The 15,061-nt window shown below is 62.9% G+C and carries 11 protein-coding genes and 1 tRNA gene; 4 read left to right on the top strand and 8 right to left on the bottom strand.

The genetic code is table 11. The annotated features are described in order from the left end of the window. Positions 1-70: 70 nt before the first annotated feature. The 3 genes from ltrA to VGM51_01535 form a co-directional block, all read right to left on the bottom strand. On the bottom strand, positions 71-1,504 hold the full coding sequence (ltrA, locus tag VGM51_01545; GenBank protein HEY3411720.1) for a group II intron reverse transcriptase/maturase: 1,434 nt from the start codon (positions 1,502-1,504) through the stop codon (positions 71-73). 515 nt (positions 1,505-2,019) lie between these two features. After that, positions 2,020-2,109 (bottom strand) — tRNA-Ser (locus VGM51_01540). 338 nt (positions 2,110-2,447) lie between these two features. Further along, positions 2,448-2,708, bottom strand: a complete 261-nt coding sequence (locus tag VGM51_01535) for a KGG domain-containing protein (GenBank protein HEY3411719.1) — start codon at positions 2,706-2,708, stop codon at positions 2,448-2,450. Positions 2,709-2,916: 208 nt separating this feature from the next. On the opposite strand from VGM51_01535, the gene VGM51_01530 reads away from it, so the two are divergent. Further along, a complete protein-coding gene (locus tag VGM51_01530; GenBank protein ID HEY3411718.1) occupies positions 2,917-4,158 on the top strand; it encodes a competence/damage-inducible protein A in 1,242 nt (413 codons plus the stop codon). A gap of 569 nt (positions 4,159-4,727) precedes the next feature. On the opposite strand, the gene VGM51_01525 is transcribed toward VGM51_01530, so the two are convergent. Beyond that, positions 4,728-6,041 carry a TrpB-like pyridoxal phosphate-dependent enzyme gene (locus VGM51_01525; GenBank protein ID HEY3411717.1) on the bottom strand — a complete coding sequence of 438 codons (1,314 nt, stop codon included), beginning with the start codon at positions 6,039-6,041 and terminating at the stop codon, positions 4,728-4,730. A 535-nt stretch (positions 6,042-6,576) separates the two neighbouring features. On the opposite strand from VGM51_01525, the gene VGM51_01520 reads away from it, so the two are divergent. Continuing rightward, the gene (locus VGM51_01520; protein HEY3411716.1) at positions 6,577-8,895 is read left to right on the top strand and encodes a right-handed parallel beta-helix repeat-containing protein; all 2,319 of its coding nucleotides are present in this window, start codon (positions 6,577-6,579) and stop codon (positions 8,893-8,895) included. A 77-nt stretch (positions 8,896-8,972) separates the two neighbouring features. Here the strand turns inward: VGM51_01520 and recA are convergent, their stop codons facing one another. The 4 genes from recA to VGM51_01500 form a co-directional block, all read right to left on the bottom strand. Further along, the gene (gene recA / locus VGM51_01515) at positions 8,973-9,998 is read right to left on the bottom strand and encodes a recombinase RecA (protein HEY3411715.1); all 1,026 of its coding nucleotides are present in this window, start codon (positions 9,996-9,998) and stop codon (positions 8,973-8,975) included. A 35-nt stretch (positions 9,999-10,033) separates the two neighbouring features. Then, complete coding sequence (gene thpR / locus VGM51_01510) at positions 10,034-10,591, bottom strand: RNA 2',3'-cyclic phosphodiesterase (protein ID HEY3411714.1); 558 nt, start codon at positions 10,589-10,591, stop codon at positions 10,034-10,036. Between the two features lie 178 nt (positions 10,592-10,769). Beyond that, positions 10,770-11,606, bottom strand: a complete 837-nt coding sequence (locus tag VGM51_01505) for a hypothetical protein (protein ID HEY3411713.1) — start codon at positions 11,604-11,606, stop codon at positions 10,770-10,772. 66 nt (positions 11,607-11,672) lie between these two features. Further along, positions 11,673-12,107 (bottom strand): hypothetical protein, encoded by a 435-nt coding sequence (locus VGM51_01500; GenBank protein ID HEY3411712.1) that lies wholly within the window; start codon positions 12,105-12,107, stop codon positions 11,673-11,675. Positions 12,108-12,208: 101 nt separating this feature from the next. Between VGM51_01500 and VGM51_01495 the strand changes: the two genes are divergently transcribed. Both VGM51_01495 and VGM51_01490 read left to right on the top strand, forming a co-directional pair. Further along, positions 12,209-13,330 (top strand): site-specific DNA-methyltransferase, encoded by a 1,122-nt coding sequence (locus tag VGM51_01495; protein ID HEY3411711.1) that lies wholly within the window; start codon positions 12,209-12,211, stop codon positions 13,328-13,330. 17 nt (positions 13,331-13,347) lie between these two features. Then, a complete protein-coding gene (locus VGM51_01490; GenBank protein HEY3411710.1) occupies positions 13,348-13,947 on the top strand; it encodes an HNH endonuclease in 600 nt (199 codons plus the stop codon). Positions 13,948-15,061 lie beyond the last annotated feature (1,114 nt).

Below are 15,061 nucleotides of genomic sequence, written 5' to 3'. Positions count from 1 at the left end.
ATCGGGTAGGCGGGGTCGTTACCGGCCCCGCCTCCCACACCACCCGGCATGCGGGTCCGCACCGGGCGGTTCACTCAGACTTAAGCGCGTGGTATCTCTCCGCGAGAGACGAGAATCCCATCTGGATGAGCTTGGCGTTATTGAGGGCCATTGAGAGCGCCGGACAACCCGCCGCTCGCCACAGGCCGGGTCCATCGTATGCCACACCCCACGCCAGATACGGTCCTATACCCGCCTTCCTCAACTGCCGTGCCCGGTTCCTGGGTGTCTTCCACTGTTTCCATTGGTAACACCGCACCCGGCGCCTTATCCACTGGTCCATCTGCTCGAACACCGTTTTGCTGGCATTCAGGTGGTAGTAGGCCACCCAGCCATCGGTGAACGAGCGCAGTTCGGACACAACACGCAGGAGACTGACTCCCCGGTTGCGTCTGGTGATGCGGCGGATGGTGTCTTTGGCCCTTTTCAGGCTCTTGTGGGCGATGAGGAGCCTTGTTCGCTCTCCTCGTCCGTAGAGGCGGTATCCGAGAAACTTACGGGCCGAAGGTCGTGCAACCGCGCTCTTCGCTTGGTTGACCTTCAGCCGCAACTTCCTTTCCAGATACTGCGTCACAGACGCCATCACACGCTGTCCAGCCCGCTCACTGTGAACGTAGATGTTGCAGTCGTCGGCATACCGGCAGAAGCAATGCCCCCGCCGTTCCAACTCCTTGTCCAAATCGTCCAGCAGTACGTTCGCCAGTAAAGGCGACAACGGGCCGCCCTGGGGTGTTCCTTCCTCCCGGTCGAAGACCACTCCGTTACAGAGGACGCCCGCCGTCAGGTATCCGCGTATCAGCTTCAACAATCGCTTGTCGCCGATACGATGGCGGAGCCGTCCCATCAGCACGTCGTGGTTCACCCGGTCGAAGAACTTCTCCAAGTCGAGGTCTACCACCCAGCCCTTTCCGCCTGCCACGTATTCTCGTGCCTGCAAGAGCGCCTGATGCGCGCTCCTGCCGGGACGGAATCCGTAACTGTGCTCGGAGAAGGTTGGGTCGTAGAGGGGGGTGAGGACTTGCAGCACCGCTTGCTGGATCAGACGGTCAACCACTGTTGGTATGCCAAGCTCGCGCACACCGCCGTCCGGCTTGGGTATCTCCACCCGTTTCACCGGTTGTGGCTTGTACGTCCCTGCCAGCAGTTCCAAGCGAATACGAGGCCATTCCGTCTTGAGGTAGCCCGCCATCTCTTTCACCGTCATGCTGTCGATGCCGGGACTCCCCTTGTTGGTCCGCACACGCTTGTGCGCCTGCCGCATGTTCTCCGCGTCTACGACGGCCTCCATAAGGCCGTCCGCCAAGGCTACCGGATGGAGCGTTTGGCGACCAGCGCCTGTCTCCGTTCCCACGGGCGGTGTCACGGCTTGAGTCCCTTCGCTATGCACTGGCTGGGCTTCACCCGCCGCCTCATAGACAAAGGCCAGCTGTTGGGTATGGTCGGCCCTCTGGGTCTTCTGCTCCATGGCCTGTGACAATCCTGTGATCGGTTCCTTGTGTCTTTGTGTTCGGCCCTTCCCACACCCTACGGCACGAAAGGCTATGGAGGTGCGGTACTATGGCCTCTGCTGACTTCTGCCGAATCCTCCCCAGACATTGCTGGCTGGGTAGCCCACCTTTGTGGGCAACTCGGCAGATCTCCCGGGATAAGCGCGCGTTCTTTCGCCCCGCACCCGCCGGATTTACCACAGGCCGGTCTTGGGAATCACGGGTTTCGCCGTCTCATGCCGGCTCACCCACCGCCTGTGGCCTACTATCCGGTTTCTGTTCGTCGGGTCGTGGCTGTGGCTCTGGCTTCCTTCAGACCCCACCTCGCGGTGACGCCCTTGCCGTCGCTTAACGGTTCCGATTCCCTTTACCGTAGAGGACTTTCACCTCCGAGAACGGGCGCATGCCCGGCGTACATCGAAAAGGTGGAAGCCGGATTTTCAATCCGGCTTCCACCTTCTCAGTTCCAACATCCCACTTCTAACTTCCAGTTTGGCGGAGCGGCCGGGATTCGAACCCGGGAAGGGGTTTAACCTTACACACTTTCCAGGCGTGCTCCTTAAGCCAGCTCGGACACCGCTCCACGCCCCACTCAGTATACCAACGCTCGTTAAGCGTGTCAAATGCGCTGCGGTTCACTTTGCCGGCCCGCTTCCGGGGCGGCTCGTCCCGAACGCGCCATCGTGCGGTTAACACGTCTCTGTGCTCCCCGTGCCTCAGCGATAGTCTCCGCGACACCTCCAAAACGCTAAACGCCCCCGCCATTAGGACGGGGGCGCTAAGCCGGTGCGATTGCTACGCACGCCAGCCAGATAACTGGCCAAAACTCGCATGTGACCCAGCCACGCCGCGTTTCTCGGCGCGCTGCAGTGTCAAGAGGAAGGACGCCTCGTTGCGTCTTGTTATGCCGTCTGTGCCGGCTCAGGCAGCCGGCTCGTCCTCGGGCTTTGGACCCTTGGTGCTGACCTTTCCTCCCTTGCTGCCGATCTCGCGGAAATAATCACTGCCATACTTTTCCCGCACAGTCTCGCCGCCCTGCCGACCGATGTCGGCATAGCGCTCGGAGCCGTACGTATCCCGCACCTTGAGACCGCCTTTGCGGCCCGCTTCCCTGGCGAGTTCCGGATTCGCGGCAAACCCGCCGCCACGCGGCCGCTTTTTCTTTGGCGCTTCTCCTGCCATGATCCACGCTCCTTGTCCGTAATCCCGTCGGTGGCTCCATCCCACGGGTTAGTGCGATTCTAACATGCGATTCCTCGCATGTCAATGGGCGCAACGACTGTAGAGGCTACAACCGTATACTGTATTTGGCCGATCCGGGACGAATCTGCAGATGTGGCCGGCGGCGGAGGCGAATTGCACGCTCGCGATACGACGAAAGGTGGGGGATGTGACCGCGGAAATCATCAGCGTAGGGACCGAGATTTTGCTAGGGCAAATTGTGGATACGAACGCCGCGTTTCTGGCGCAGACCCTCGCCGGACTGGGCATCGGGGTGTACCAGAAGGTTGTCGTGGGCGATAACCCGCAGCGCCTGGGCGACGCCATCCGGTCCGCGTTCACGCGCGCGGACATCGTGATTCTAGGCGGGGGGTTAGGCCCCACGAAGGACGATCTCACCAAGGAAACGGTGGCGCAGGTTCTGGGCGTGCGATTGGTGAACGATCCCATAGCGGAAGAGCGACTGCGTTCCTTCTTCGCCATGAGGCACATCCGCCTGCCCGAAACCAACCTCAAACAGGCGCTCGTATTCGAAGGCGGGACCGTCTTCCAGAACGAGAACGGCACCGCGCCCGGCGTGGCCATGACCTCCGCCGGCAAGACGGTCGCCTGTCTTCCCGGCCCTCCCCATGAGTTGAAGCCGATGGTCGTGGATTCCCTGGTTCCGTACCTCCGCGGCATTCTGGGGCCTGGCCACCCGGTCCTCGTCTCACGCACCATCAAGCTGTCCGGCATCGGGGAGTCGATCGCGGCCGAACGCGTCAATGATCTGTTGGACGGCGAAAACCCGACGGTGGCGCCATACGCCAAGATGGGCGAGGTGCACCTGCGGATCACCGCCCGGGCGCTGTCTCCGGAGGCGGCCGCCGCGCTGATCGACCCCGTGGACCGGGAGATTGCGTCCCGCCTCGGGGAGTTCATCGTCGGCCGCGACGACGAGACGCTGGAGAGCACCGTCCTCAAACGGCTCCTTACGCTGGGCTGGACGCTCGCCGGCGCGGAGTCGTGCACGGGGGGCGGCATCGCCGAGCGCCTAACCGCGATTCCCGGCGCCAGCGCCGTGTTCCAGGGATGCGCCGTGACGTACAGCAATCAGGCGAAGAGGGACCTCCTCGGGGTGGGGGAGGCCACGCTCGCGGAGCACGGGGCCGTAAGCCGCGAAGTTGCCCTCGAAATGGCGGCAGGAGCGCGGCGTGTCTACCACGCCGATGCCGCCTACTCTGTGACCGGAATCGCCGGGCCGGACGGCGGCACCCCGGAGAAGCCGGTCGGCACGGTGTGGGTCGCCGTTGAGATGCCGAACGGAGCAGTGGCGCGCGATCACCTTTTCCGCGGCGGCCGCGAGGCCATCCGCCGCTTCACGTCCCAGGCCGCGCTGAACCTGCTGCGCGAGGAACTGAACAAAGCGTAGCGCCGGCGCTCGGTGATTAACCGCGGAGGGCGCGTAGGCGGGGGGGGGACATTTTGCAGTGCACCCAAGTCTATCCTCCAACCTCCGTCTACGGTAATGGTAGGTCCGGCAGCCAGCCCGTATGGGTCCCGCCGGTTACACCATGTCAACGAGGCAGGATCACAAGGAGACGTAGCGCGGGGGCCCCACCCGCATCCGGGAAATGTAACGCGGGCGCCCAGCCCGCACCCGCAAAACGTAGCGCGGGCGCCTCGCCCGCATCCGGAAAATGTAACACGGGCGCCCAGCCCGCACCCGCAAAACGTAGCGCGGGCGCCTCGCCCGCACCCGCAAAACGTAGCGCGGGCGCCTCGCCCGCACCCGCGAAACGTAGCGCGGGCGCCTCGCCCGCATTCGGGTGGCGCACAAGGGCTTCCCCTTCGCCTCAGGGAGGGCACCGCGAGCCGTGCGAGCGGGGGGTAGGGAGGGTTCTGAGAACGGAGCAACGGAGCGTTGAGAAGAGAATTGAGGCCGCAAATCCGGTGCCTCAATCCTCAATTCTCAATCCTCAATTCTCAGGCCTACGGCCCCTAGTCCGCCACGTCTTTCAGCCTGCCGCCAACGGCCGCGTCGTACGCGCCGAGGTCCAGCATACCGTGGCCGCTCAGGTTGAAGAGGATGACGCGCTTTTCGCCGGCCTCCTTGGCCTCCAGGGCCTCGTCGATGGCGCCGCGGATGGCATGGCTGGATTCGGGAGCGGGGACGATCCCCTCGGTCCGCGCGAACTGGATCGCGGCCTCGAAGATGGCGGTCTGGTGGACAGCCCTGGCTTCGATGATGCCCAGCTTATAGAGGTGGCTCACCATCGGCGACATGCCGTGATAGCGGAGCCCGCCGGCGTGGATGGACGGTGGCATGAAGTCGTGGCCCAGCGTGTTCATCATCAGCAGCGGCGTCATGCCCGCGGTGTCGCCGAAATCGTAGCGCAACTCGCCTTTGGTCAGTGTGGGGCACGCGGTCGGTTCCATCGCCACGATGCGGTATTTCTTGCCTTCGGTGATCTTCTTGCCGGCGAACGGGAACGTGAGGCCCGCGAAGTTGCTTCCGCCGCCCACACACCCGAGGATGACGTCCGGCTCTTCGCCTGCCATTTCCATCTGGAGCATGGCTTCCTGGCCGATGACGCTCTGGTGGATGCACACGTGGTTGAGCACACTGCCAAGGGAGTATTTGGTGCCGGGGTGGGTTACGGTGTCCTCAACGGCTTCGCTGATGGCGATGCCGAGGCTGCCGGCGCACTTCGGGTCATCGGCGAGGATTTTGCGGCCGAACTCGGTCTTGGTGCTCGGGCTGGCGTGAACCGTGGCGCCCCAGGTGTGCATCAGCATGCGGCGGTACGGCTTCGCATCGTAGCTGACGCGGACCATGTAGATGTTGCACTCCAGGCCGAAGATGCTGCAGGCCATCGCCAGCGACGCGCCCCACTGGCCCGCGCCGGTCTCGGTGGCCAGGCGCTTCACGCCCGAGATCTTGTTGTAATACGCCTGGGGGACGGCCGTGTTGGGCTTGTGGCTCCCGGCCGGGCTGGCGCCTTCGTATTTGTAGTAGATGTGCGCCGGCGTGTCCAGCGCGCGCTCGAGGCGCACGGCTCGGATCAACGGTGTGGAGCGCCATGTCCCGTAGACTTCCTGCACCGGTTCGGGGATCTCGATCCAGCGGTCGGCCGACATTTCCTGCCGGACGAGCACTTCCGGGAAAATGGCGGTCATGTCCTCCAGGGTGACGGGCTGTTTGGTGCCCGGGTGGAGCGGCGGGGCCATGGGCTCCGGAAAGTCCGCCATGATGTTGTACCAATGCGTGGGCGCCTGGGAGGCGAGCAACGGGAAATTGATCTGCTGTGACAACTGGGTTCTCCTTGGGGGATTCAGGTTTCGAGCTTCGAGTTTCTGGTTCCGGGTCTCGGGATTCGGCCGTTTCATTATTTATGGGTATCTGGTGGGGCGCAGGGTCAAACGGTGTACTCTACTTGGCGCCTTGATCCGCATCTACCACGGAGATTACATGAGCTCCGCACACCATGAAGCATGAAAACGGTACGTTTTGCCCCATTGGCTGAAGCCAACGGCTGTCGAACGGAACCGGCTGAAGCCGGTTGATCCGCAGTCCGTACGGACTTTGGGGGTTCCACAGCCGCCGACTTCAGTCGGTGGGGCACGACGAGGCCCAATTTCAGAACAGGACACGGAGCACACGGATGGGCACGGAGGATTTGCAGGTTGGGAAGGCGATGCGCAATCGTACAATAAGAGGTGATATAATGATGTGTTGTGACAGGCGGACACGTTCTGCCACGGCTCGCTCAGTTACATTGGACCGATACGCGCGCGCTCGGGCCTTCACTGCCCGTCCGCCACGCCTGGTACACCGAGGAGGCTACCGATGGAGCGCATCACCCGTCCTGCTTTGTGCATCACCCTCTCCCTGCTGTTCGTCCTCTGCTGCGGATTCGTTCGCCCTGCTCTTTCAGGCGTCGTTTATGTAGACCTGAACGCCCCTGGTACCGTCCAAGATGGCAAGTCCTGGAGTACGGCGTTCACGGCTGTGCAAACCTCAATAGATAGCGCCAACTCGGGGGATGAAATCTGGGTGGTGAAAGGGAGGTATCTCGAAAACCTCACGCTCAAGTCAGGCGTATCGCTCTACGGCGGCTTCAACGGAACCGAAACCGCTCGCGCTCAGAGGAACGTGAGCGGCAATACTACCATTCTGGACGGCGCCGGCACCGCCTCAGAGGTGAATTCATTCGTTGAGGGACCGATCCTCGATGGATTCGCCATTCGCACCGGCGATGTGGCGATGCAAGCCGGGTCCGGCGTAACGGTATACCTGGGTACCCTTACGATCGCAAATTGCACGTTCAACAACAACTCTCGCGGTCTATTCGTATACGGCGCCGGCACGGCGATTGTGGCCAATTGCAATTTCAGCGGAAACCGGGACGGCGCCGGGATTGACAGATCCGGAACAGCATCCTTTTCAAGTTGCAGTTTCACGGGGAACGGCAACGGCGTCTACGGCACCGACTCCGGAAAAGCGACTCTCACCGGTTGCACCCTGACCGGCAATGACGTAGGAGTCTCGCTTTACACCAACAGCACGGCTAGCATCTCCAACTGCGCCTTTTCCGGAAACGGCGACAGCCTCATAGCTATGTCCGGATCCACCATGACGGTTTCCAATTCCGCTTTCAGTCACGGGCACGACGGCAGAAACGGCGTCACCCTGCGGGAGAGCACAGCCACGATTACCGGGTGTTCAATCACTGGAGCCATCTATGGAATCCTGCAATACCCGTCGAGCACGGCGACAGTCACCAATTCCATCTTGGCCTTCAATCGTATAGGGATATGGCGATACGATGGGGCGACGTTGGAACTCTCGCACAGTGACATCTTTGGGAATACGGTCGACCTATGGAACGTTGCGGACCCGATAGGAACCAATGGCAACATCAACCGTGACCCATTATTCAAAGGCCTGACTAATGGTGACCTCCATCTGCTCCGAGGGTCCCCCTGCATCGACGCCGGAGATGATCTGGGTGTGGCGCCGGGCAGCTTCGACCTGGATGGCAATCCACGTATCAGCGGACGACACGTCGACATTGGCGCCTTTGAACGGCAGCCGCCGGCACCTTGGTCATCTAATCTTGGCGCCGTTGTGAAGGGCGGCGTTACTGTTACGGAGGGCATCGCCTACGTGGGCGGAGGCGACGGCAAGCTCTCGGCCCGCAGCACCGAAGACGGCTCTGCCGTGTCCGGTTTCCCGGTCGATATCAGCGCGGCGGTAGGAGCGACGGTGATGCTGCCCAGCCGACCGGCGGTCTACTACGGAAAGACCGGCAAAGCCGTCTACCTGACCACCGACCGGGGGGACGTAGTGCGGGTTCTGCCCAACGGGACCGTTGCGTGGCAAGTGCGGCCGTTGCCGGGGCAGACGGTCAGCACACCGGCCGTGACACCGGATGGCAAGGTGTTCGTCAACCTGTCCACCGGGTCTGGACCGTTCAACAACTACGTGTTCAAACTGGACGAAGCCACCGGCACGCCGCTTTCCCTTTCGCCGTTCCTGGGGTACACCAACGCGGGCGACCTCGGCGATTTCTCTCCCGCGGCGAGCGGCCGGTACCTGTACGTCAACGCGGGCTGGGCATCCGGAAGCGGGCTGACGCTTCTCAACCAGGACAACCTGACCGTGCGTTCATCGTTTGCAGGCGGCGAGCGGTGTCTTTCGCCGATGCTGGTGGGGAACGACCTCATCCTGGCGAGCAAGGGTGGGAAGGTCTGGAAAATGAACGCCGTGACGCTGAACCCTGACCTGGGTTTCGGCCATTTTGGCGTTGCGGACATCGGCAGCCCGATCACCGCGGCTCCGTTCGCGGACGCCGGCGGCAATGTCTATCTGGGAACGGCGAACGGCCGCATCCTGAAGTGGGCTCCGGGAAGCGCGTCGTTCCAGCCGTTCTACGCAGCTAACGGCCGGATCGCGGGCTTGACCATCAACCGCACGGCGGGAGTGCTGGCGTTCGGGACATCGAGCGGGTCGTTTGTGCAGGTTCCGCTGTCACAGCCGTCCAGCGCGACGACAACAACGCTGGGAGGGCCGGTCTCAACCGGCACCGTCTACGATTCGCTGGCCGACCGCTTCATCGTGGTTACGGACAGCGGGGTGTTGAGCGGCTACCCTTCGGCTCGATAGCATTGAGACTTGAGAATTGAGGATTGAGGGGCCGGATCCTCAATCCTCAATTCCCAATCCTCAACTCTCCTGAGCCGCTACTCGTCCTCGGCGCCGATGACTTCGTCCACCGGCGGTTCCTTGCCTTCCTCGATGTTCACCCGTATGCGGTCCTCGATGGCTTTCGCGATGGCGGGGTTCTCAATCAGGAACTGGCGGGCGTTTTCGCGCCCCTGAGCGAGCCGCTGGTCCTCGAAACTGAAGAAGGCGCCGGCTTTGGCGATGACGCCCTGCTCCACGCCGACGTCGAGGATGCTGCCCTCGCGGCTGATGCCGTGACCGAACATGATGTCAAACTCGCACGCGCGGAACGGCGGCGCCACCTTGTTCTTGACCACCTTCACCTTTGTCCGGCTGCCGATAACGTCCGTGCCCGACTTTATAGGCTCGCCGCGGCGAACCTCGAGGCGCACGCTGGCCCAGAACTTCAGGGCGCGGCCGCCGGGGGTGACCTCCGGGTTGCCGAACATGACGCCGATCTTCTCGCGCAACTGGTTGATGAAGATGGCGCAAGTGTTGCTCTTGCTGATGTTTCCGCCAAGCTTGCGAAGGGCCTGGCTCATGAGGCGCGCCTGCAACCCCATGTGGCTGTCGCCCATCTCGCCTTCGATTTCGGCCTTCGGCACGAGCGCCGCCACGGAGTCGATGATCACCACGTCGATGGCGCCGGAACGGATCAGGGCATCCGCGATTTCGAGGGCCTCTTCGCCGGTATCCGGCTGGGAGATGAGGAGATTGGCGATGTCCACCCCGATGGCCTTCGCGTAGATCGGATCGACGGCATGCTCCGCGTCGATGATGGCCGCCGTGCCGCCTAGACGCTGCGCCTCGGCCGCGATGTGAAGGGCGACCGTCGTCTTGCCGGACGATTCGGTGCCGTAGATCTCGACGATACGCCCGCGGGGAACGCCGCCAACCCCGAGAGCCACGTCCAGCGCGAGGCAGCCGGTGGGGACGACCTGCACGTTCAGCTTAGTGGCCTCGCCGAGCCGCATCACGCTGCCCTTGCCGAACGATTTTTCCAGCTGGCTCAGGGCCAATTCCAACGCTTTCGCTTTGTCCACGGTGTTTCTCCTTTGCCGACAGGGCTTCGCGCCGCCTATAGCGGGACTTCGAGTAAAGGTGTGTAGATGGGACCGGACGGCGTCAACCGGCTTTCGAAGACCGTGACCCTGTCGAGGCGCCACGGCATCGTGCGGCCCTGGCTGTCCCACTTCTGCAGTTCATGCGTCAATGCGGCAAGGCCGCGCGGGGAGCGGACCCTGCCCAATGTGATGTGCGGGTGAAACGGTTTGCGTTCCGGAGGAAAGCCCTCGCTTTCTAGGCTTTCCGATAGAGATCGCTCGAGGCCGGCGATCCTCTTCGCAGGGTCCGTCACTCCGGCCCAGAGCGTCTGCGCGCGGGCCACGCTGGGAAAGGCGCCTGCGCCCGCCAGCGTCGCTTCGATCGGTCCGATCCCTGCCAACGCGCGCACACACTTTTTGAGAGCCGCGACGTCGTCCTCGGATGCATCGCCCACAAAGCGCAGCGTAAGGTGGAAATGGCCGCCCGCCACCCACTTCACGTCGGCCCGGGCCGCCTGCAGGAACTCGCGGCATTCCATGAGGTAGCGTGACGGGAGGTCGGCGACGACGGGTATGGCAACAAATGTTCGCATAAGGCTATCCACAGTATAACACGCCATGGGTGGCCCCCGGCGAGAGTTTCAAGAACGAAGGATGGGATTAAACCGCCCAAACCCGCGCCCCACTTCCAAAATCTCAATACTCAATTCTCAATACTCAATTCTCAAGCCTCAATTCTCAATACTCAATTCTCAAGCCTCAAGTCTCAGTTCACATCTTCCACCCCATATCCAAAAACTCCTGCTCCCACTCATACCGGCTGTAGCCGGGACCGTAACGCACCCCGCCCGGTGTCGGCGTCCAACCGCACGCGATCGCCGCCATACGCAGCGCAGACGCATGGTACAGCGCCGCATCATTGCCCGCATACGTCAACAGCCAGCACCACACCTCCTGCCCCGGCAGTCCATAATGTGGCCACTTCGTCTGCTCAACCCAGCCATTCCGCTCCCACCAGTGCATCCGCTTGTACATAATCGCCGGCGCAATCCCAAGCGCAATCGCCGTCTCGCGCATCGTCACAAGTCCCCACCGCATCATGTAGGCGATCCCACGGTACGATCCCGGCCGGAGGAACTCCTCCCGCACGTGTAACCGGACCGCCTCCACCGGATCGTCCGGCATCACGGTTCCCGGGTCCCAGTCCATATACCCCGGGCAGAAGGCGCTCCGCGTCATCCACGCCTGACGCCAGAGCGCCCACCGCCCCGTCTCCGTGATCCACCATGCTCTGGGCGTGCTGCCAATGTACCCCGCCTCCCGCTTCAACCGAACGCAGTCCACAACGCCGCCGTGCCGCATACCCCGCAGTTTCGTCCCGATCCGGTCCAGCGAGCAGCCCAGCGCCTGCGCCAATTCCGGAGTCGTCGATGGACCCTTCAGGCCCAGGTACGTCGCCAGCAGCACCCTCAACGGGCTCTGCAGGCTCGCGTGGACCTCCTCCTTCTGCAACTGACCCGGCAGCAGGTAGCGCCCGGCCAGCGTCGGCGCGTGCCGCGGCCCCCGCTTGAACCCATCGCTCTCCCACGTTGCACATTTGTACGGCATTTGAAAGCCCTCCCACTTACTAGCCCGCGGGAAGGCCCTTTTGTCTGAAGTTTTTTTTGGGAGGGGTTAGGGGATGGGGGTCAGGGGTTGGGGTCCGAAATGTAGCGCGGGCGCCCCGCCCGCATCGGGAGGTGTAGCGCGGGCGCCCCGCCGGTTGCCGGCGCGAAGCGGCGTCGCCGCCCTGAATCCTGAATGCTGGATGCTGAATGCCGAATGCTGGCCCACGGTACGACCGGCGTCCCGCCGGTTGCCGGCGCGAAGCGCCGCCCTGAATCCTGAATGCTGGATGCTGAATGCCGGATGCTGCCCCACGGTACGACCGGCGTCCCGCCGGTTACCGGCGCGAAGCGGCGTCGCCGCCCTGAATCCTGAATGCTGGATGCTGAATGCCGGATGCTGGCCTACGGTACGACCGGCGTCCCGCCGGTTGCCGGCGCGAAGCGCCGGCCCGCCCTGAATGCTGGATGCCGGATGCTGAATGCTGAGTCCATCGCTCATCATTCGTCGTTTACGCTTGACCTTTGCGCCCCGATCCGGCCACGATCTGGATCGATCCGCCGGCGCACAAAGCGGCCAGGCGAAACAGGAGGTCACCCCCGCTCGTGCTCGATATTCCGGACATTTTTGACGCCGCGCCTGACGATGAAGCCCCTTCAGCCGTCGCCGAAACGCCGGCTCAATATGGCGAAAAGCCGGTTCCGTTCTTCGAGGACCGCGAGCACGGCATCCGCCTCTATCAGGGTGATTCCCTCGAACTCCTGCGCCGCATCAGGCGCCCAATGTTCGACGTCATCTTCGCGGATCCGCCCTATTTCCTCAGCAACAACGGCATCACCTGCCAGTCCGGCAAGATGGTGAGCGTCAACAAGGGGATGTGGGACAAATCCGAGACGTTTGAGGCCATCCACGAGTTCAACGTCTCCTGGCTCACGGAGTGCCGGCGCGTGCTCAATCCCAATGGGACCATCTGGGTGACCGGCACCAATCACAACATCTATAGCGTCGGCTTTGCCATGCAGACACTGGGCTACAAGATCCTCAACGATATCGCATGGTACAAGGTCAACCCTCCGCCCAATCTCTCGTGCCGTTATTTCACCCACGCTACCGAGACCGTGCTGTGGGCGCGGCACGACCCCAAGGCGCGCCACCTCTTCAACTACGAGGCGATGAAGGCGGACAACCACGGCAAGCAGATGCAGAGTCTCTGGCAGATCACGCCGCCCGCCAACGGCGAGAAGAAGCACGGCAAGCACCCCACGCAGAAACCGGAGGCGCTGCTCGACCGCATCCTCCGCGCATCCTCCAATCCGGGCGACCTGGTGCTGGATCCCTTCTGCGGAAGCGGAACCACGGGCGTCGTCGCCGCGCGGTTGGGCAGAACGTTTGTAGGAATGGACGTAGACGCGGGCTACCTGAGCCTGGCGGTTGCGCGCATCGAGGATGAACGGGGGCCCGCACAAATCGTATTCGCTTTCAGCACCATAATGCAGCGTGAGGCTCAAACGCCGAACGCAGGCAGGCCAATAACATGGGCGGAGATCGTGGCCGATGCCCTCCGAGACCTTGGAGGTGAGGGCCACTTGGTTGACATCACCCAGGTCGTCAGGCTGCACCCACGAGCGCGAACAACGCGGACCTGGGACTGCACAATCCGACGTGTTGTCCGCCAGACACCCACGATTCAGCCGCTTGGACACGGGCGATATCGATTGGCTTCGTGAGGGGAAGGGGCATTGCGATGGGCTGGAAAGAGTTCACCTACCACCTGGTTTCCGAATTCTGCAACACCGTGGGGCTTCGCACCTTCACCCTCCAGGAGTTCTACCAGCGCTATGAAGCCGAGTTTGCGGCATTCGCGCCACAGAACCAGCACACGTACGCGAAGGTTCGCCAGCAACTTCAGGTCCTCCGCGACGAAGGCTTGCTCACGTTCGTGGACAACCACGGGACGTACACTCTGCGTGGAGTCGACCTCCTGCGGGATGAGGTCGATGAGCCCGAGCTTGTCAAGGCGCTGCCAGTCACAGCGCGTGAACGCGAATACCTCGTGGAGATTCGCGCTCGCGACCGTGGCTGGGTCCGTCTGGCCCGGCATACGTTCGGCGAATTCTGCCTCGTCCCACAGTGCTCCAATACTTTTGTGAAGGAGGACGGCACCCGGTACGTGGAAGTCCACCATATTGAGCCACTCAGCGAGGGCGGCGAGGAGCAAATATGGAACCTCGCCGTGATCTGCGCCCACCACCACCGCGTGGCACACTACGCCCGCGAGGCCGAACGCCTCCAATTGCGCGCGAAGCTGCTGGAGACGACGCAGCGCGTGCTCACCCGGGGGTGAATCCGGTGACCTGCAATTCCCGGGGTCCCCACACCAGCACGCTCCGCCGGCTGCCCTTTCAAGGGCTTTGCGGCCGAAGGCCTCATTGCCGGGGCATTCATGCCTCGGGACGCGGTTTCATCCGCCGGAACCAACGCCGCGCCAACCCATCTCCAACCTCTACCTTCCAACTTCCAACTTCCAACGTCCGCGAGGGCCTTCGGGCACCACCCAATGTCAAATGGCCATTGGCCGATGATCAATGGCAAATTCCGGCGGTGCCCGAAGGGGCACTTTATGCTTGTCGTAGTAGCGGTTTCAACCGCCGGAACCAACGCCGCGCCAATCCATCTCCATCCTTCAACTTCGACTTTGCTTCCAGCCCTTTCAAGGGCTTTGCGGCCGAAGGCCTCATTGCCGGGGCATTCATGCCTCGGTGCCCGGCTTGCACCGCTCCCTCAGTGCCCGCAGGGGCACTTTGTGCTCGTCGTAGCCCGCGAATTCATTCGCCGGGACAAGCGTCCCGCTCCGGGGCGGATGTCCGGCGGGGACGCCGGACCTACCGTGAAACCGAACGCCGGCCCGGGGGCCGGCGTCGAGGGAAGCGGGCGTTACAGGCTGCGCGCGCGGACGCTCGCCCCAACGTGGTAGGCCCTTTCAAGGGCTTTGCGGCCGAAGCCCTCATTGCCGGGGCATTCATGCCTCGGTGCCCGGCTCGCACCGCTCCCTCAGTGCCCGCAGGGGCACTTTGTGCTCGTCGTAGCCCGCGAATTCATTCGCCGGGACAAGCGTCCCGCTCCGGGTCCGATGTCTGGCGAGACGCTGGACCTACCGTGAAACCCGCCCCCACAACCTGCATCCTCGCCCGTTTGGTCCCCCAGCATTGGGGGGTAGGGGGGCTTCTGAACGTTTCGCTGGCACTGAGGCCGATGCCACGGGGATGCGGGCGAGGCGCCCGCGCTCCATCCGGAACGTTCCCCGTTTGGTCCCCCAATATTGTCCGATGTCAAGAGATCCTTTACAGTTTCTGACAACAGATGGTTTACACCCGGGCCTCAGCGAGAGCGGCGATGCGGACGTTTGCGAAATAGATTGCATCATCGTGTAGTTCAGGGCGAATCTCCACCCATTCGTG

This window comes from Armatimonadota bacterium (genome assembly GCA_036504095.1).
In the GTDB taxonomy this organism is placed as follows: domain Bacteria; phylum Armatimonadota; class DTGP01; order JAKQQT01; family JAKQQT01; genus DASXUL01.
The sequence above is the reverse complement of the archived record's forward strand: the minus strand, read 5'-3'. Positions and strand labels throughout refer to the sequence as shown.